Source organism: Flavobacterium sp. RNTU_13, assembly GCF_046614455.1.
Classification (GTDB): Bacteria; Bacteroidota; Bacteroidia; order Flavobacteriales; family Flavobacteriaceae; genus Flavobacterium.
This window is the reverse complement of sequence record NZ_JBKJHB010000006.1, coordinates 96,496-115,694: the sequence shown is the minus strand read 5'-3', so window position 1 is coordinate 115,694 and position 19,199 is coordinate 96,496. Positions and strand designations below refer to the sequence as shown.

The window sequence follows — 19,199 nt, the reverse complement described above, 5'->3', positions numbered from 1 at the left end:
AATTATACAGGTCTGGGTACAAATATCAGTTATTTCTGCCTAATGGCAAAAGCCCGCCTGTAAAAAAACGACAAAATCCACGGTATTACCGTGGATTTTGGTGAAAAATACCTAATGTTAGGTAGTATTATTTATATGGAAGCCAGGTCCTGGTGCATCATTTTTTCTTCAATCGCGTCCCAAAGGCCTATGCGTTTTTCCAGCGCTGCTATAGAAACGTCTTGTACCTCTTTCCACTTATCGGCATCGTTACCACAAAGCTCAGTAACCATTTGCATGGCCATAGGGCCGTGCTCATCACCATCCAGCTCTATGTGTCTTTCAAAGTAATAGATAAGCTTGCTAAGATCTGTTTCCGGGAAGTTTGCTTCAAAATTCCGCAGTATTTCGGTAAACATAGCCGGTATAAGGTCTTCACGCCCAAAGGTAAATGCCGCAGCAATTTCATGAGGCTTTCCTTCGTCTATTACCCTGAAAGTAAAATCAAGGAAGTCCTTTATGTTTTGATGCAGGCTACTTTGTTTAATAGAAACAAATATATTTTGTGTTTCTACCACATCTGACAAAAAATCGTTTACCGCCACGGTATCTGCGCCGCAGGCCTCCATGGCATCGTGGTACATTTCGTAATGGCTTTGCCTTTTACCCTCTGCGTTAATATCAGTTTCTTCGGCAAGCACAATTTCGTTTATTAAATAACGTATTTCAGGGTTGCCTACCGGTAGCCACGGGGTGGTGGTACAGGTAAGCTTAGACTGCAATGCTTTTAATAACGACATAAAATCCCATACTGCATACACGTGTCCTTCCAAAAAGTGTCTTAGGTCGTCTACGGTTTTTACCCTCTCATACAGTGGGTGGCTCAACAGCTTTTCTCTTTGGGGAGTAAGGGCGCTGTTAATGGTACTGATGTTCATAGCACTTATTTTAAAACAAATTTATGTAAGTATTGCTTCGGCATGAAGCGGTTGCAATTACTTTTTATTATACAAAGATAATGCCTCTTTATGATAAGAATACGTAAAACAAACGTCAAAATTCTCAAAATATTTGCATTAAATCTATGATGTTAGTTACGTAATAGGTTGCGAAAAGGTTTTCTGTTAATAACAAATTTGATTTACAATGGCTTACGGCCATAAAAAAATCCTGCCAAACGGCAGGATTTTGTATTGTTTAAAAGAGTTTTTGCTAATTAAGCAAGTGCAACCCTTTTAAAACCTGTAACTACAAGAGCTGCATCTACAGACTTAACATACTGGCTTACGCTTAGTTTGTTGTCTTTAATGTAATCCTGGTTTACAAGTGTGTTATCTTTAAAGAAACGGCCTAGTTTACCTTTAGCAATGTTATCTAGCATAGCTTCCGGCTTACCTTCCTGACGAAGTTGATCTTTAGCAATTTCAATTTCTTTTTCAATAGTAGCAGCGTCTACACCATCTTCGTTAAGCGCTATAGGAGCCATAGCGGCAGCCTGCATAGCTACGTTACGAGCAGCTTCTTCTGCACCTTCTACGTTAGCAGAAAGGCTTACCAGAGTAGCAATACGGTTACCCGCGTGGATGTAAGAACCTACAAATGCACCGCTAAGTTTTTCAAATGAACCGATTTCAATTTTTTCACCGATTACACCTGTTTGCTCAGTAAGTTTTTCACCTACAGTAATGCTTTCGTAAGGCTTGGCAAGAAGTTCTTCAAGAGAAGCGCTTTCAAGGGCAAGAGCAGCAAAGTCGTTAGCCAGTTTAAGGAATGATTCGTTTTTAGCCACGAAGTCAGTTTCGCAGTTAAGAGAAATCACTACACCTTCAGTTTTGTCAGCGTTTACAACAGCTATAACAGCACCTTCGCTAGATTCGCGGTCAGCCCTGTTAGCAGCAACTTTCTGACCCTTCTTACGAAGGATTTCAATTGCTTTGTCGAAATCGCCTTCAGCTTCTACAAGCGCTTTTTTACAGTCCATCATACCTGCGCCTGTTACCTGGCGTAGTTTGTTTACGTCTGCAGCAGTAATATTTGCCATTTTAATATGTTGTTTTTTATTTGATGTTGTACTTAAAAAAAATAAAGCCGTTATACAGATAATGCCACAAATGTAAACACTACCCCGCACAACGGCTTTACTGTAATGTTAATTTTTATTCTTCCGAAGTAGTGGCAGGAGCTTCAGCAGCTACAGTTTCTGCAGCAGGAAGGTCTTGTGTATCTTCTTTGTCAGACTTGCGGTCTGCAAGGCCTTCAGTGATAGCACCAGTTACAAGTGAAAGAACTTTTTCTATTGACTTAGAAGCATCGTCGTTAGCAGGGATTACATACTCTACCTGACGTGGGTCAGAGTTAGTATCAACCATTGCAAATACTGGAATGTTTAATTTTTGAGCTTCTTTTACTGCGATGTGTTCAGCCTTAATGTCTACTACAAATAACGCGGCAGGAAGCCTTGTCATGTCTGCAATAGAACCAAGGTTTTTTTCAAGCTTAGCACGTAGACGATCTACCTGTAGGCGCTCTTTTTTAGAAAGAGTGTCAAATGTACCGTCTTTCTTCATTTTATCAATAGAAGCCATTTTTTTAACGGCTTTACGGATAGTAACGAAGTTAGTAAGCATACCACCAGGCCACCTTTCTGTGATGTAAGGCTGGTTAGCGGCAGCTGCTTTTTCAGCTACGATGTCTTTAGCTTGTTTTTTTGTGGCAACGAAAAGGATTTTTCGGCCAGAAGCAGCGATTTTTTTAAGGGCTTCGTTAGCCTCTTCTATTTTAGCTGCAGTTTTATACAGGTTGATAATGTGTATACCATTACGCTCCATGTATATATACGGGGCCATGTTTGGGTCCCATTTCCTGGTCATGTGTCCAAAGTGAACACCTGCTTCCAGTAATTCTTTTACATCTACTTTGTTTGCCATTTTTGTAATAGTTTACGTTCTGTTGAGTAAGCAATGCTCAGGTGGCTTGTAGTAAAGGCCCTGTGCATTTAGATGCTAAACTAACCCTTCGCCTCGGCGGGGCAACAGCAACATGGTTTCTTGTTATTAAATCAATAATCAGTATCCTGAGCAATTTCAGGAAGAGACAAATATTAACGTTTAGAGAACTGGAATCTCTTACGGGCTTTCTTCTGGCCGAATTTCTTACGTTCTACCATACGAGGATCCCTTGTTAATAGTCCTTCTGGTTTAAGGATGCTTCTGTTTTCAGCATCAACTTCGCACATAGCGCGAGCGATAGCCATACGTACAGCTTCAGCCTGGCCAGTAATACCACCACCATATACATTTACTTTTACGTCAAAGTTCTCTACTGAGTTAGTAAGAGAAAGTGGCTGACGCACTTTGTATTGTAGTGTAGCAGTAGGGAAGTATACAGCAACATCTTTTTTGTTAACCGTAATTTTTCCTTCACCCGGAGTTAGGTACACACGGGCAACAGCAGTTTTCCTCCTGCCGATTTTGTGAATAGTCGCCATCTTACTTTAGGTCGTTTAAGTTAACGGTTTTAGGAGTCTGAGCAGCATGTTTGTGGTCAGGTCCTACGTATACATTTAGGTTACGGAAAAGCTGAGCGCCAAGTTTGTTCTTAGGCAGCATTCCTTTAACCGCTTTTTCTACTAAAATTGCAGGGTTCTTAGCCATTACGTTTTTAGCAGAAAGACTTCTTTGCCCACCTGGGTAACCGGTATGACGGATGTACGTCTTATCTTCCAGTTTGTTCCCGGTAAGGTTGATTTTGTCAGCGTTGATAACAATTACGTTATCGCCACAGTCAACGTGCGGAGTATAATTTGTTTTGTATTTACCTCTTAAAAGCATCGCAACTTTTGAAGCAAAACGTCCCAGATTATGCCCTTCAGCATCAACAACTATCCACTCTTTTTGTGCAGTGGCCTTGTTTGCAGAAACTGTTTTGTAGCTTAATGTGTTCACAGTAAATTATTTTAATTAAACATTCCATCCCCAATAAAGGGAGTGCAAAAGTACAATTATTTATGTGAAATACAAATACGTAGCAAAAAGTTTTACTCACAATGTATTTTATACCGTGCACCGTACTAAAACTGCATCTTTTTGAGGGTGTGCTATTTATTAACAACTACAAATTTTGAAGCAGCTAATTTATTATATTTGATAAATTGATTACCGCTTGCCCAACCTAACCTTTTTATGGTATGAAAAATATTGTTTTACTTGTCTGCGCTTTATTATTAGTGTGCTGTTCTGCTAACCGTTCTGTAAGCATGGCAGGTACTTATAAAGCCCCTGAATGGAGTATTCCTGAATTAGTTTTAGCAAGGTTAAAAAATATGTCGGTTGCTGCAAATGAACACCTGGACCTTAAAAATGATTTCACTTTTACCTATTCTAATTGTTCTATAAACGGAAGTGGCAATTGGAAGCTAAATAACGATACCTTACTCGTTTATTTTAAAAAGAAGCGTTTAATCATTGATGAACTAAATGATGATCCTAAATATAAGCCAGCTACACGATGCGATTCTATACCATGGAAATTTTTGGTGAGTAAAAACCGCACGGTTCTTAAATATTTTGAAAAATCAAAAAACGGTAGGACTAGGTTGGTTGAGCTACACCGATATTAGAGCTATTAAATTACTTATTGCCAATAATTAAAAAAAATCAAATATTTAATTATAGATAAGTAATTTCCATAATACTTAGGTTTGATTTTATTGAGTATTTTATAAGTTTGTTTTGTATTTACAGTTAAACACAAAACACAAACTGCATGATTTCAAAAAAAATACTCCTTACGGCAGCCGCAGTGGCATCCTTAGCGGCCTGTTCTAAGAAAGAAACACCCGCCGGGCCAGATCCGCTGGTGGTAAACCGCGATACTACCGTAAGCCCTGCCGAAGATTTTTTTATGTATGCCAATGGCGGCTGGTTTAAAAAGCACCCCATACCGGCGTCTGACCGTAGTAACGGGATTTTCCGTACCATACAAGATACCGTAAACGCCCAGGTGCGCAAAATATGCGAAACATCCGCAGCCAGGACAGACGCCCGTAAAGGCAGTAACGAACAAAAGATAGGCGATTTTTACGGTAGCGGTATGGATACCCTGGCCATAAACAAAGCCGGCGTTACCCCGCTTGCACCATACTTTAAACAAATAGATGCTATAACTACGCCAAATGATGTAGCTATGGTTATGGCGGCATTGCGCCCGGCAGGTATTCGCCCGGGCTTTGGCTTTTATGTAGGGCAGGATGACCGTAACAGTGCCGAATATGCCGCGCAGTTTATGCAGGGTGGCTTGGGGCTGGGTAACCGCGACTACTATTTTAATACCGATGCCGAAGCAGTAAACATTCGTAAAGAATACCTGAAGCACCTGGAGGCCATGCTTAAGCTGGGTAATATTACCGGGGCTGCACAGGATGTTATGAACCTTGAAACCGAGTTGGCTAAAAATTCGCGCAAGCTGGAGGCCCTGCGCGATCCTGAAAAAAACTACAACAAAATGGACCTGGCGCAGTTTAAAGCCCTTATGCCCGCCATTAATACCGATGCACTCCTTAAACAGCTGGGGGTTAAAAATGTAAAAACGGTTATTGTAGGTCAGCCGGAATTTTTTACGGGGCTTAATAAAGCGCTTACCACATTTACCGTAGACCAATGGAAAACGTACCTTAAATGGAATGTGATTAACAGCATGGCTCAGTACCTTTCTACGCCGGTAGAAAAGCAGGATTTCCACTTTTTTAGTACCGTTATGGGTGGCGTGTCTGAACAAAAGCCACGATGGGAACGTGTGGTAAACGAAACCAATGGTGCCCTGGGCGAACTTATAGGCCAGGTGTATGTAAAAGACTATCTGCCCAAAGGCACTAAAGAAAAGCTGCTTGAAATAGGTAATAACATTAAGGCCGTATATGCAGACCATATTAAAAAACTGGACTGGATGAGCGAACCTACCAAAGTAAAAGCGCTTAACAAGCTGGATAAAATAATTATGAAAGTGGGCTACCCGGATAAGTGGAAAGACATGAGTAGTGTAAACATTACCCGCGCTTCGTATTGCGACAATGTGGTGGCTGTAAACAAGTGGTCGTACAATGATATGGTAAACAGGCTAGGCAAGCCGGTAGATAGAACCGAGTGGAGTATGTATCCGCAAACCTACAATGCGTATTATAATCCAAGTAATAATGAAATCGTGGTGCCTGCGTGTAATATTATAGTGCCGGGCTTTGAAGGCCGCATGCCCGACGATGCCATACTGTATGGTATTATAGGTGGGAGCACCTTTGGGCACGAGATTACCCACGGCTTTGATGACCAGGGCAGCCAGTACGACGAGAAAGGTAACCTTAATAACTGGTGGACTGCAGAGGACAAAAGGAAGTTTGAGGAAAAAACCGCACGTATTGTAAAACAGTTTAACAAGTTTGAGGCGCTGCCAGGCAAGTTTGTAAACGGCGATGCTACACAGGGCGAAAACATAGCTGACCTTGGTGGTGTGGTTATGGGGTACGAAGCTTTTAAAAAGACCAAACAGTTTAAGGATAATGAAAAGATAGGCGGCTTTACACCGCAGCAGCGTTATTTCCTTGCGTATGGGTACGCTTGGATGGTAAACATTAAAAAAGAAGCGCTATCCCAGCAAATAATGACCGATGTACACGCTCCGGCAAAATTCCGTATAAATGGCCCGCTGGCTAATATACCGGAGTTTTATGAAGCCTTTGGTGTAAAACCGGGCGATAAAATGTACCAGCCCGATAGCCTTAAGGTATCTATCTGGTAATGTTATACGCATAAGCACATAAGCAAAACGGCTGCCTTTATCGGGCAGCCGTTTTTTGTTTCTTTGGTTTAAAAACCTTCAGCTTGGTACTGTAAAGCACTTTATAGGCGGGCTTGGGTTTACCCGTGCGTGCCACGTAGGCAAACTTATATTTTTTAGTGTCTGATGCAGATAGTACAACCTCATTGCCCGTATATGAGTCGAGTACACGGGTATCTGCAGTGTTACTTATGGCTATGCGTTCGGCAAGGCCGGTGCCTTTGTCGGTTATAGGGTAGCCTTTGTATACCTGTTTCCCTGCCGAAACCACGGTAACCTCGCCGCCAATAAAGTTTTGCGTAAGCACCAGTACTGATTTTGTTTCGGCGCTGGCATCAAGGGTTTTTAGCAGCGTTGCCGTTTCTGCAGCCGATGCGCCCTTAAATTTCTCGCTATAGGATATGTTGCTTATTTTACCCGCTGTGGCAGTGGTTTTACGTTTTGTGCTTTTGCACATTACAAGCGTTAGTGCCAGGGGCAGCAGCAGGAGTATCTTTTTCATAATCGCGGCATTTTGCGTTAAAGATAATCCTACAGTGGCGCACGTGCAAGTGCTTTAATATTTATATAACGCTAACATTACCCGTATAAAAACCGAAAGGCTTCCCCTCATGGAAGCCTTTCTTCATTGAAACAAAATTAACCCAAACTATTGTTTCAAAAGCTTTACGGTTTCTGTGCGTCCGGTTGTATCGGTAATTTTTACCAGGTATACCCCTTTGGCAAAGGTGTTTATGTCTATGTTTTCATTTGCTGTAACAGCCGTCTTTTTGCGTATAAGCTGGCCGTTAAGGCTAAAAATTTCCACGCTACCGGTTACCGTTACTTTAAAGCCCGATGTTGCCGGGTTAGGGTACAGTAGTAATGGTGTTGTGTTTTTAACCGTACCGATAGATAACGTATCTGTAAGCTTAAATATTTTAAAGCCCAGTGCCGGAATGTTACCTGGGTTAAGCCCTGCAAAGCCACCATCTGAGGTTACTTGCTGTTCTATAACCTCCGCATTGTTTAGCAGGTTTGTAAACGCGTACGTACTCGGGGTTATGTTACCGTTAGTAAGTGTAAGTTGTGCATCGGTTATTGCCGTACCGCCCATGTTTACCACAACCAGTATGTTTTGCCCCTGGTACTGGCGTACAAAAGCAATAAGTGCGGCGTTAGATGCTGTTACCGGCAGGTAAGTACCCTGCCTAAGCGTTACTTCGTTGTTACGTATGCTTATCAGGTCGCGGTACAGGTTCCATAAAGAGCCTGTTGTAGTTTGCTGGGCGGCTACGTTTTTAGTAGTATAGTCGGCATTAACACTGCGCCACGGGCTACCGGTAGTAAAGCCTGCGCCAGTGGTACCTGTCCATTGCATAGGGGTGCGTATGTTTTCATCGGGCTTAATACCCGTGATACCTATTTCTTCACCGTAGTAAATGTATGGTATGCCCGGAAGGGTAAGCAATAGTGCCGCTGCCGCCTTAGCCTTATCGGTACTGTTGCCCAGCTGGCTCATAAGGCGGTTTTCGTCATGGTTTGTAAGGAAGGTACCCCATTGTAAAAACGGATAGCTGCCCATAACCTCATTCATTTTGTTTATAAGTCCTGTAGCGCTGCCCGTTGTAAGGCTTGTAATAATGTTGTCTGAAAGATCGAACTCAAAGCAGTAGTCCAGCCCGTTGTTGTTAGTATATTGTTTTGCCACGCTGGTTACATCCCAGGCTTCGCCTACGGCAAAGGCATCGGGCTTAACCGATTTATAGTACGTGCGGAAATCACGCCAAAAGGCTATGGTCTGTGGGTCGTCCTGCACTACACCCGGGCTTTCGTACAGGTAGCGTACGGCATCCAGCCTAAAGCCATCGGCATCCATGTCGTTTAGCCAAAAAGAGGCTATGTCCTGAAATGCGGTATGCACGGCAGGGTTGTTATAATTTAAATCCGGCATGCTGCTGGCAAAGGCGCCATAGTAATAACTGCCGTTTTGCAAATACCATGCATTAGCCGAAAACGGACCCGGTGTACCCGGATTGGTATTATTCCATACAAACCAGTTACGGTAGCCGTTAGTGGTATTTGCAGCCGATTGTGTAAACCACGGGTGCTGGTTGCTGGTGTGGTTCATAACAAGGTCTATGATTACCTTAATGCCGCGCTGGTGACAGGCCGCTATAAGGGCTGCAAAATCTGCATTAGTGCCGTAGTCTTGCTCTACCGCCATATAATTGGTAACATCATAACCGTGGTAGCTTGGCGATTCCATTATTGGCATAAGCCAAATCCCTGTAATGCCAAGATCGGTATTGGTGTTAGGGTTGCCATCGTTAAGATAATCCAGTTTGCTTATAAGCCCCTGTATGTCGCCTTTACCATCGCCGTTGCTGTCTTTAAAGCTGCGTACAAATACCTCGTAAAACACGCGGTCGTTCCACCAGTGGGTTTCCATAGGGTCTATTCGTATAAGGTCGGTAAAGGTTTGGGTTGCGGTTTCTCCGGCAGCGTTAGTAATGGTAAGGGTAACGCTGTAGTTGCCCGGGGTAGCGTAGGTAACGTTAGGGTTTTGGGCTGTAGACGTAGCCGGTGTAGCTCCCGGTAGCGACCACGACCATTGTACAGGCGTGCCCGATGAGGCATCGTTAAATGTTATAACCTGACCTGGCTGTGCTATAAGTGCCGATGGTGTTACATTTACCGCAAGCGCGTTAGCCGGAATCTGGTCGTTGTACCAGTAGCTTACCACGCCATTAGCCACGGCGGTATAGCTGCGGTTAGCGCCGCCACCCGGAAACTCTTCTGTGCCGTTCCACTGGGCGTTTATACGGGTTTTAAACTGGTAGTTTGTCCCCACGGTAAGTTGCAGGGTTCCGGTATAAATACGGTCGCCATCTGTATCGGTTAGCACTGTAGTAGGGCTGCCCCAGTTGTTAAAGCTGCCCGCAATATCTACGGTTTGTGTGGATGGATTAAAGTTGCCCAGGGTAATCTGGTAACTCATGTTTACCCTGAATGCTACACTGGTGGTTTGGCTGTAGCCAATGGCGGCAGCCAGCAGTGCAAAATACAGGAAGATGTTTTTTGGAAATGTTTTCATTCGGGGAAATGATTTATAACAAAAGGCTCCCCTTTAATAAGGGAAGCCCTTTGCCTAACTTAAACTTATTTAACTAACACAAATATATTTATTCTTTTACCAGTTTAACCGTGCTTACGCGGTTAGTGGTATCGGTAATTTTTACCAGGTAAATACCTTTGCTCAGTCCGCTTACGTCAAAGCTGTTGCCGTTAGCGTTAGACCCGAAGGTTTTTACCAGCTGGCCTGTAAGGGCGTATACTTCGGCTTTGTTTACCGGCGTACTTACGTAGAACTGGTTTGTAGCAGGGTTAGGGTATAGTACAGAGGCAGTAAGCTGCTGTGGTGTTTGTGTACCCAGAGATCCCGGCTTGTTACCGTAAATCCTGAACTCACCCGGCTGTAGTGTTACCGTGCTTACGGTGCTGGCTATGGTAGTGCCATCCATAAGGTTGTACCAGTCTCCGGCTATAGAAAACGATGTGTTTACGGTTTGTGTACCGGTGCTAAAGTTAGCCAGTACAATTACCGCTTTAAGGTTGTTTTCGGTAAGGTTGTTGTTCCAGATATCTATCCTTGGCGTAAGCGTACCCGACGCTATGGTAAACGTAGTGGTGTTAAACACCTCGTTACTCATGCGCAGGTTTAGGATTTTCGCCCAGGTATCATAGATAGCGGTACGGTTATCGTTAGTAGTATATCCTATAGCCGATGGTATAGGCTTAGGGTTAGTACGGCATGATGTATTGTAAGTAGCGTTTTCGCAGTAGTTAATACCATAATCGTAACCAAGCTCGCCAAACTGCCAAAGCATTTTAGGGCCCGGTACGGTAAATAGCAGTGCGCCTACCGCTTTTTGCCTTTCAAGGGCAGTAGCCAGTGTGCGTACGTTGTAGCTTCCGGCAGAGGCACCATACAGCAGGTTTTTGTACATAAGCCTTTCTTCGTCATGGCTTTCGGCATAGCCCATTACCCTTGGGGCAGAGTAGCCGCGGTTTTCAAAATCCAGGTTGTTTATGTTGCTGTTGTCCTGGTAGCCCATGGTAAGCTGGTTAAACTGGCTGTTAAAGTTAGCCCATGGCATTATACCTTTGCCTTCCGCAATGCGGTAGTTAGCCCATTCTACCTCTTCGTTAGCGCTGCCGCCCACACCAAGGTGTTCAAAAATCACGTATTGGTTAGGGTCTACAGCCCACTGATAGTCGGCGTATTGCTTAAGAATAGCTACACGGTCTGCCTGGTAGGCGTTAGTACAGGTATCGTCTGAAGCGGTACAGTTTTGTGTAAAACCTTTGGTAAGGTCCCACCTGAAACCGTCTATGTTAAACTCATTAATCCAGTGCTCTACGGTACGTTTTACATAGTATTGTGTAAGGGCGCTTTGGTGGTTAAGGTCGCTACCTACGCTATATGAGTGCCTTGCCACGGTGTTACAATATGGGTTTTCTGTAGAAGGGTCGCCAAAGCCGTCGCCATCTGGATCTGCTGCCCACATACGTGCCAACGGAGAGCGGCCGTATACGTGGTTAAGGGCTACGTCTAGTATTACCGCTATGCCGTTTTGGTGGCACAGGTCTATAAAGGCTTTCATGCTTTCGGCAGTACCGTAAGACTTATCCGGAGCCATGTGGAACGCTGTGTTGTAACCCCAAGATATGTTTCCTTCAAACTCCATAACCGGCATAAGCTCTATGGCGTTTACATGCAGGTTTTTAAGGTAGTCTATTTTAGCCGAAAGGTTATCCCAGGTTTTAGTAACGTCCCAGTCGCGGATTAGCGCTTCGTATACGATTAGTTTTTCCTTAGCAGGGCGCTGGTAGTTTGTAGCCTGCCAGTTGTATGCCTGCTGGCCCGTTTGCAGTACAGATACTTCAAACTTTTGCCCGGCAGGGTAGGCCGGTAGGTTAGGGTATACATCGCTGGTTATATACGGATCGTCAAAAGGAGATAGTACAAGGGTACTAAAAGGGTCGGCTGTTTTTACAAGCGCCTGGGTGCCGCTTAGCGGGGTTTGGTCTACTACCCAATACTGGTAGGTATAATTTTGACCCGGTGTAAGGCCCTGAAGCTGTAACCAGAATTTACCGGTTGCAGGATCTTTTTTCATGGCATACGCACTGGTAGGGGTGTAGTTGTTAAAGCTTCCCGCTACATATACAAAGTCTTTACCCGGTGCGTTTAGCACAAGGGTAGCTTTTGTATTATCGGCATCGTTATAGGTAATTCCGTCTACAACGCCAGATGGCATTGTTTGGCTCAGGATGCCAGGGTTTACCATAACGTCAAAACTCTTGGTAATTACATTTGTACCCATGGTAGCTACAAGGTCGTAGTGGGTGTTCTCTGTAATGTTACTATGTGTAAAGCTGTAAGAAGCTGTAGATGCATTAGCGTTAATCTCGGTACCGTTAGCTTTAAGGCTGTAGCTTGCATTACCACCGGTATTGGTAGCTGCAATGTTAAGGCTTCCGCCCGAGTTTAATAATGTTGTACTGTTTTCTGCAGGGCTGGTTAGTGTAACCTGAAAGGCGCCTACGTTAACGAAGTAATCTGAACTTTGGGGTGAACCTGTAGCTGCCCTGAATACCACACATATTTGGGTTATGGTGCTGGTAGTAGGAACGCCAAAATAGGTGTAAAGATCTGGAGTAATATCCAGCTTATAGTTAGTGCCGCTTACAAGGGTAAGAGCCGGCTGGGTAGTGTTGTTACCCCATGAGCCTTTTACGTTTTGCCACTGCGCGCCATCTACGGTAAGGCCTATGTGGGCATAAATAGTACCTGTATAGGTAGCAAGTGGTGTGCCTGCCTTGTTAAAATTAAGGGTTATAGGAGCGGTAGGTATACCCGGAGATGGGGTGGTGGTTACCTGTGCCTGAACCAAAACAGACAGGAACAATAAAATAAGTAAAGTAATCTTTTTCATTGCTTCGATTTTTTATTAAAAGGGGGCTGCAAAAAACAGCCCCCGGGTTTTAATCTTATAACAGATATTAGTTTATTGGAATAAACAGGTATCTTCCGTCAAGGTCGTTAAACCATACCTCGTAGTTACCTGCTGTATCTGCAGTTACAGGTATGTTAGGATCGCTTGCGTTAGCACCTTTTCCGGCAGGGAAGCTGTTTGCGCCCCAGCTGTTTGTCCATTGGTCATCTGCCCTGAACTTTGTTCCGCCCACACCAAGAGTTATGCTTGCAAGGTGCCATACGTGAGGGTTATCAGTAGAGTTTGTAAGGTTTGTATCGCTATCCCATGCAGTAGGTGTAGCGTCGCCCAAGATACCAATGTTGTATGTAGGTGCCGCAGAAGCATCGTACGGAGTAACACTGTACGTGTTGTCAGCAGTGTTTACTGTAACAGTATAGTAACCTGCAGTAGCAATCGATATTTGTTCAGGGTCGCTTCCTGTACCATCGTTAACGCCTAAAACTCCGTCTCCGCTAGAGCCGTATTGTGGCTGCCAAGCTCCTTTAGTGTTAAGGAATTTAAGGCCACCTGCTTTAAAGTATCCTGTAAAGTAGAATAGATCTTTGTTAGCGGCATCCCTAAATAGCGGTGTGTTACCGTTGTTGTTGCTCCAGCCGGCTTCTGTAGCGTCTCCTACCATGTACATTTGTTTTGGAGGCACAACGCCTGTAAACGGAGTTACGCTTATTTCTACCGAGTTACTGTATATAACCTGGTCGCCTACGTGAGCTTTTACCCTTACATTAAATGTAGCAGGAACATCTGGAGTAGCGCCAAGTGCTGTAACAGCATCATTAAGTATACCTCCTGTAATTGCAACCTGTGTAGTACCTACAGTGGTAGCAAATACGTATGGTGTATCAAAGTTTTGGCCTGCTACGTCTATTTCAAGGTCGTAGTTAGCTATAATGCCTTCGCCAAAGCTGGCTGCAGACCAAACAAAACGTTCTGCAGTAGCCTCTTCAGTTTCCTGGGTAAGAACGTATGAGTTGCCTTCTTCCGGTGCAGATAGTACTACATTACCGCTGGCTTGTACCACTGGCCTGTTTTCTACATCGTCTGAATTACAAGATACGGCAAATATGGCCAGTATCGCTATGATGGAATTTTTTATAGTTTTCATGTTATTTTGAGCTAAAATCTTACGTTAAAATATTAATATCCGGTGTTTTGTTGCAGTAACGGGTTAGCTGCTAACGCTGTTAATGGTATAGGGAATAATTTCCTGAAGCTAGGAGTAGGGCTACCATTTTTAGTATTGCCTTTCCACTCCCATACGTATGATCCACCTGTAAATTTGCCAAAACGGATAAGGTCTGTTCTGCGGTGTCCTTCCCAGTGTAGTTCACGGCCCCTTTCATCCAGGATGAAGTTTAGGTTAAGAGAACTTACATTAAATGCATTACTGCCATAGGCACGCTCCCTAACAAGGTTTAGGTAGTTAACTCCCTGCGCTGTATTAGCGCCTGTTCTTGCAGCACACTCTGCATACATAAGGTATGCATCTGCAAGCCTGAACATAGGGAAATCCGTATCTGCAAAAGTACCCGTAGCGTCAGATCCTTGTGCACCTGCTGCTGTAACGTTTTTCCATTTTGCTATGGCATAGCCATCAGAAAATGTAGATATATCGGCTATTTCGCGTTTTTGGCCGTTTGTATAGAAGTTAGCACGGTCATCCGGAGCGCCTGCCTCAAACTTATCTACAAAATTAGCTGTAGTACGCACACCGCCCCATCCGCCGGCAACACCAAAGTCTGTAGGGTTCATGCTGCCGCCTATAGGAGCATGTACAAGGAAGGTAGTACCACCGTAGGTTTGGGTTTTAAGACCGTCAAACGCTATTGCAAATATTACTTCGTTTTGCGCGCCGTTACGGTCGTTATCTGCTAAAAATAGCTCATCATAATCGGTGTGTAGCGAGTAGCCTGCACCAATAATGTTGTTTAGTGGCGTAAAGGCATCGTTAAACCTGTCTGTACCTATGTATACCTGCGCGTTCATGTACAGTTTTGCTTCAAGCATCCATGCTGCTGCCCTGTCTGCCCTTGGGTAATCGTTTGTACGAGGCTCTTTCAGTAGAGGTTCTATTTCTTTAAGCTCTTTTTCTACGAAATCAAATACCTCGCGGGTAGTAGCCTGCTCCGGTAAAAAGTAATCTGTAGGATCATTTTCTGTAACAAGGCCTACGCGTCCGCCAAAAAGGTCTATAAAATGCCAGTAGCTAAGCGCTCTTAAAAAGCGTGCTTCTGCGCGGTACAGCGCAATTTTTTCCTTTGCAGCGGCATCAAGGCCACGTGCAGCCAGTTTTTCATCTGTACTCTGCCTTAAAAACTCGTTACAGTTTTTAATTTCATAGTCTAAACGGCTCCAGGTAGCACTGATAAAGTTATCGCCTGCAGACCAGGTTTGGTAATGGAAGTCTTTAATAGTTTGGTCATTCCAGCCTATAACAGCTTCGTCTGTTGTAAGTTCCTGCATGTACCAAAGTCCGCGTATGTACTGGCTAAAACCTTCGTCTATACCAGAGATGTCCGGAGAACCGGCAGGGCCTGTTTGCCCTGTGGTGGCAAAGCCTGCATATAGTTTTGCAAGGGCTTGTGTATATCCTTCGGGAGTGCTGTACAGCTCATCTGCGGTAGGCAGCGATGCTGTGGCAGGGTCTGACTGATCCAGCTCGTTAAGGCACGAGGTCAGCGAAAGCGACGCCAGTAGCAGTCCTGTAAAAAGTTTAATATTAAAATTTTTCATAGTGCGGTCAATTTTTTAAAAGTTCAGGTTAAGACCAATAGTGTATATGCGTGGCCTAGGATATAGGTTGTTGTCTATACCGCCGGCAATTTCAGGGTCAATACCTTTATAAGGAGTGATTACAAATACGTTTTGCACGGCACCTGTAAGCCTCATGGTTGTACCCTGGTTAAATACATCGTTAAAGGTATAGCCCAGTGTTACGTTATCCATCCTTAAGTACTCTGCTTTCTGTATGTAGTAGTCAGACAGGTATTGTGGCCTTACAAATCCGGTTTCAAGTACATTAACGGTCATGTTGTTAAGGTACGAACCGTTTGTAGGTATGCCCGTGTTACCGTTACCGGTGTTAGAAGCTACGTTGTTGTAGTTATAGTTACCATAGCTACCGCGGAAACTCATGCTTAACCACCAGTTGCCTACAGTAAGGTCTGTGTTAAAACCATAGAAAACATCAGACTGTGGTTTGTGGAAGCGGTACATATCGTCTCCATTAACAACGCCGTCTTTGTTACGGTCTACATAAACACCTTCAACCGGTTTGCCGTTAGCGTCGTACGCTTGCTCAAACACGTAGTAAGAGTTTGGCCAAAAGCCTACCTGGTTGTTTTGTATCGTAGAACCTACTCCGCCACTAATACCGCCTGTAAGGTACCCAGGGAAGTTTGGTACTTTTTGGTTAAACAGGCTTGTGATTTCAGAGGTTTGCCACGTTACGTTACCACCCACTCTCCAGGTTACTTTGTCATTTTTAATAGGGTAGGTATCTACTGAGAACTCTACACCTTTGTTTTTCAGGTCACCAATGTTGTAGTAAGACCTGTTAGAGAAGTTAACACCCTGAGGGTTTTGGGCATACTGTATAAGGTCTTTAGTAGTACGGTCATAGTACTCTAATGAACCTGTAATGCGGTTGTTAAAGAAACCATAGTCAACACCTATGTTGTAGGTTGTAGTTTCTTCCCACTTAAGGTTTTTGTTGTTAGGTAGTGGGGCTGCCGTAGTAGAGTAAATAGGGTTACCGCTGGCATCATATCCTACAAGGTATTGTGCAGTGTTATTACTTACTGTATATAACGGCACTGATGGGTAAAGTGCGCCTGTATCCTGCTGTCCGGTAATACCCCAGCTGGCACGGATTTTAAGGTCGCTAACCAGTTTGCTGTCAGCAAGGAAGCTTTCCTCTTTTACTTTCCACGCAGCAGAAGCAGCCGGGAAGTAACCCCAACGGTTGTCTTTTGTAAAACGAGATGAACCATCTGCCCTGAATGAACCGTTTAAGATATACTTATCTGCAATGGTAATAGTACCCCTGCCAAAGAACGACTGAAGGTTTAGTACATTGTTGTAAGGTAAACCAGGGGTAGTTAGGTTATTCTGGTAAGAATAGCTTGATGATGATCCCTGGTAGTTGAAGTTCTGGTAGTTGTAACCGCCGGTAACATCAAAGTTTGTTTTTATAGACTCCAGGTATTTAGTGTAGTTAAAATACAGGTCCATAACCTGGATTTTGTTTGTACTGCTGTTTGTGTAAGAGTTACCAAATTCACCAGGAACAATATAGTCTAGATCTGTATTACCATAGGTACGGCCGCTAGCGTAGTCGTAACCAAAGTTAGCAATCAGCTTCATATCTTCCCAGCCGTGGATTTTGTAATCAAGCTTAGCGTTACCTATACTACGGAAGTTATTACCGTAATTGTGTATTTGGTTTAGCATGGCTACAGGGTTGCGGCTTGCAAGGGTTTCAAATGTAGTAGAGTTAGGTTTTGTCCATTGGAAGTATGTACCATCTGCATTACGTACCGGTTTTGTAGGGTCAAATGCAATGGCAGCACCTATAGCACCTCCGTTTGCATAAATGTTATGCATTACAGATGATTTGTTGTTTACTTCCAGTTTAAGGTGTTTGTCAAAGAAGTTACCTGTAAGGTTAGCACCCAGGGTAGTTCTTTCAAAACTGTCGGTTTTAAGGATACCGTTCATGTTAGTGTATCCCATAGACGCCCTGTAGGTAAGGTTGTCTGTACCGCCCTGAGCAGCAATGTTGTGGTCTGTACCGGTAGCCGTGCGGAAAATTTCCTTTTGCCAATCTGTATTAGCAGTACCAAGCAGCGCTATCTGATCTGCAGTAGCACCGTTTTTAGGGTCGTTTACATACGCCCTGTACTGGTCTGCGCTAAGTACATCAACTTTTTTAGCAATTTGGTATACCTGGTAGTTACCGTTGTAGGTAAACTTCATTTCGCCACTTTTACCTCTTTTTGTAGTGATTATAACCACACCGTTACTAGCGCGTGAACCGTAAATAGCGGTAGCGGCAGCATCTTTAAGAATGGTCATGCTCTCTATATCATTCTGGTTAATGGTTGCCAGCGGGTTACGTCCGCCTCCTGCGCCACCACCACCGTTTTCCAGTGGAACACCATCAATAACATAAAGAGGGTCGTTGTTAGAGTTTAATGAAGATCCGCTACGTATACGTACCGTAGAGCCAGAACCCGGAGCACCACCGGCAGTAGTAACCTGTACACCGGCTGCGCGACCTTGTATTAACTGTTCTGCACCTACAATAGGGCCTTTTTGAAACTGCTCTGCATTAATGGTAGTAACCGCTGCAGAGTTGTTCTTTTTAGTAGTAGTACCGTAACCAATAACTACCACCTCTTTAAGTTGGGTAGTTTCTTCGGCAAGTTTTACATCTAAGGTTTTCTGGCCTGTGTACGATACCGTTTGCGAGGCATAACCAATAAATGAGAATATAATACGGCTTCCGCTTTTTACGGCCGGTAGGGTATAGTTACCGTCCATGTCTGTGGAAGTACCGTTTTGCGTACCTTCTACCAATACGTTTACGCCCGGTAGAGGGTCGCCTGTAGTGTTATCGCGTACTGTACCTTTTAGTGCTCCGGTTTGCGCCCAAAGCCCTAAAGGTAGCATCAGCAATAACAGTAAAAACTTCTGATACATAGTTTTCATACAAGTTGTTTAGGTTAAATTTGCGTTTTTGTATAGCTTAAAAAATCACTTCACGAGTTAAAATTATCTAAAAGGAGTTTAGGAAAAAAACGTTTTCGCCAAACACCCCTTACTACAACGTTGTCGTGTTGAAAACTTTCGATAATCAGCCCGTTAGAAGCGATGAATATTGAGTTTTTGAAAATATAAAATCAATACATTTTCAATTTCATAAATAAATACCACATTAGATTTAAAATTGTTAATCCTGTGGGTTATGGGTACTTATTAATGTGTGTGAGTTTTGCAAATAAGTTTGCGTGAGTTTTGTGAGTTTTTGCGCGTTTGGTTTTCTACATAGGCTATTTTCGTTTATAATTATTTAAAAATCTGAGATATTGGCATTATACAAGCCGTTTTAATAGCAATAAGCAGATTTTTATGGGTCAAAGCTTGGGTTATATTTACGAAATTATATCATTTATGGTTTATAACATACCGGTACCTACCAGTTTATATCGGTTTACCTACCACTTTTCAAACGATTTCGTTTCGTTAATTGCTGTTATAAAACTGTTTCTTAAGCACAATATGGTTTTAATAGGTTGTAAAACAGTAAATTTGCCTCTTTAACATCCCGTGGCAGTATTTATGCATTTC

The 19,199-nt window shown here is 43.5% G+C and carries 13 protein-coding genes; 2 read left to right on the top strand and 11 right to left on the bottom strand.

Going from position 1 to position 19,199, the window contains the following annotated elements; all coding sequences use genetic code 11:
- Positions 1-131: 131 nt before the first annotated feature.
- The 5 genes from ACLI08_RS13680 to rplM form a co-directional block, all read right to left on the bottom strand.
- A complete protein-coding gene (locus tag ACLI08_RS13680; protein WP_411429062.1) occupies positions 132-917 on the bottom strand; it encodes a DUF3050 domain-containing protein in 786 nt (261 codons plus the stop codon).
- Positions 918-1,195: 278 nt separating this feature from the next.
- Complete coding sequence (gene tsf / locus ACLI08_RS13675) at positions 1,196-2,020, bottom strand: translation elongation factor Ts (protein WP_411429061.1); 825 nt, start codon at positions 2,018-2,020, stop codon at positions 1,196-1,198.
- Positions 2,021-2,135: 115 nt separating this feature from the next.
- Entirely contained in the window at positions 2,136-2,906 is a 771-nt protein-coding gene (gene rpsB, locus ACLI08_RS13670) for a 30S ribosomal protein S2 (protein ID WP_411429060.1), read from the bottom strand.
- A 173-nt stretch (positions 2,907-3,079) separates the two neighbouring features.
- Entirely contained in the window at positions 3,080-3,466 is a 387-nt protein-coding gene (gene rpsI / locus ACLI08_RS13665) for a 30S ribosomal protein S9 (RefSeq protein WP_411429059.1), read from the bottom strand.
- A 1-nt stretch (position 3,467) separates the two neighbouring features.
- Positions 3,468-3,923, bottom strand: coding sequence for a 50S ribosomal protein L13 (gene rplM, locus ACLI08_RS13660; RefSeq protein ID WP_411429058.1), 456 nt, complete (start codon positions 3,921-3,923; stop codon positions 3,468-3,470).
- A 242-nt stretch (positions 3,924-4,165) separates the two neighbouring features.
- On the opposite strand from rplM, the gene ACLI08_RS13655 reads away from it, so the two are divergent.
- Together ACLI08_RS13655 and ACLI08_RS13650 are read left to right on the top strand one after the other, a co-directional pair.
- On the top strand, positions 4,166-4,597 hold the full coding sequence (locus ACLI08_RS13655; protein ID WP_411429057.1) for a hypothetical protein: 432 nt from the start codon (positions 4,166-4,168) through the stop codon (positions 4,595-4,597).
- 146 nt (positions 4,598-4,743) lie between these two features.
- Entirely contained in the window at positions 4,744-6,768 is a 2,025-nt protein-coding gene (locus tag ACLI08_RS13650; protein ID WP_411429056.1) for a M13 family metallopeptidase, read from the top strand.
- Positions 6,769-6,805: 37 nt separating this feature from the next.
- Here the strand turns inward: ACLI08_RS13650 and ACLI08_RS13645 are convergent, their stop codons facing one another.
- The 6 genes from ACLI08_RS13645 to ACLI08_RS13620 form a co-directional block, all read right to left on the bottom strand.
- A complete protein-coding gene (locus ACLI08_RS13645) occupies positions 6,806-7,309 on the bottom strand; it encodes a hypothetical protein (protein ID WP_411429055.1) in 504 nt (167 codons plus the stop codon).
- A gap of 147 nt (positions 7,310-7,456) precedes the next feature.
- A complete protein-coding gene (locus tag ACLI08_RS13640; protein ID WP_411429054.1) occupies positions 7,457-9,883 on the bottom strand; it encodes an alpha-amylase family glycosyl hydrolase in 2,427 nt (808 codons plus the stop codon).
- 88 nt (positions 9,884-9,971) lie between these two features.
- Positions 9,972-12,788, bottom strand: a complete 2,817-nt coding sequence (locus tag ACLI08_RS13635) for an alpha-amylase family glycosyl hydrolase (RefSeq protein WP_411429053.1) — start codon at positions 12,786-12,788, stop codon at positions 9,972-9,974.
- Between the two features lie 67 nt (positions 12,789-12,855).
- On the bottom strand, positions 12,856-13,953 hold the full coding sequence (locus ACLI08_RS13630; RefSeq protein WP_411429052.1) for a SusF/SusE family outer membrane protein: 1,098 nt from the start codon (positions 13,951-13,953) through the stop codon (positions 12,856-12,858).
- Between the two features lie 32 nt (positions 13,954-13,985).
- On the bottom strand, positions 13,986-15,581 hold the full coding sequence (locus ACLI08_RS13625) for a RagB/SusD family nutrient uptake outer membrane protein (RefSeq protein ID WP_411429051.1): 1,596 nt from the start codon (positions 15,579-15,581) through the stop codon (positions 13,986-13,988).
- 15 nt (positions 15,582-15,596) lie between these two features.
- Positions 15,597-18,560, bottom strand: a complete 2,964-nt coding sequence (locus ACLI08_RS13620; protein ID WP_411429050.1) for a SusC/RagA family TonB-linked outer membrane protein — start codon at positions 18,558-18,560, stop codon at positions 15,597-15,599.
- Positions 18,561-19,199: the final 639 nt, after the last annotated feature.

What these genes read in the sequence shown, in the direction of transcription:
- ACLI08_RS13630 (WP_411429052.1), bottom strand. Translation starts at nt 13,953, where the DNA reads ATGAAAACTATAAAAAATTCCATCATAGCGATACTGGCCATATTTGCC.
- ACLI08_RS13655 (WP_411429057.1), top strand. Translation starts at nt 4,166, where the DNA reads ATGAAAAATATTGTTTTACTTGTCTGCGCTTTATTATTAGTGTGCTGT.
- rpsI (WP_411429059.1), bottom strand. Translation starts at nt 3,466, where the DNA reads ATGGCGACTATTCACAAAATCGGCAGGAGGAAAACTGCTGTTGCCCGT.
- rpsB (WP_411429060.1), bottom strand. Translation starts at nt 2,906, where the DNA reads ATGGCAAACAAAGTAGATGTAAAAGAATTACTGGAAGCAGGTGTTCAC.
- ACLI08_RS13645 (WP_411429055.1), bottom strand. Translation starts at nt 7,309, where the DNA reads ATGAAAAAGATACTCCTGCTGCTGCCCCTGGCACTAACGCTTGTAATG.
- ACLI08_RS13640 (WP_411429054.1), bottom strand. Translation starts at nt 9,883, where the DNA reads ATGAAAACATTTCCAAAAAACATCTTCCTGTATTTTGCACTGCTGGCT.
- ACLI08_RS13620 (WP_411429050.1), bottom strand. Translation starts at nt 18,560, where the DNA reads ATGAAAACTATGTATCAGAAGTTTTTACTGTTATTGCTGATGCTACCT.
- ACLI08_RS13650 (WP_411429056.1), top strand. Translation starts at nt 4,744, where the DNA reads ATGATTTCAAAAAAAATACTCCTTACGGCAGCCGCAGTGGCATCCTTA.
- tsf (WP_411429061.1), bottom strand. Translation starts at nt 2,020, where the DNA reads ATGGCAAATATTACTGCTGCAGACGTAAACAAACTACGCCAGGTAACA.
- ACLI08_RS13625 (WP_411429051.1), bottom strand. Translation starts at nt 15,581, where the DNA reads ATGAAAAATTTTAATATTAAACTTTTTACAGGACTGCTACTGGCGTCG.
- ACLI08_RS13635 (WP_411429053.1), bottom strand. Translation starts at nt 12,788, where the DNA reads ATGAAAAAGATTACTTTACTTATTTTATTGTTCCTGTCTGTTTTGGTT.
- ACLI08_RS13680 (WP_411429062.1), bottom strand. Translation starts at nt 917, where the DNA reads ATGAACATCAGTACCATTAACAGCGCCCTTACTCCCCAAAGAGAAAAG.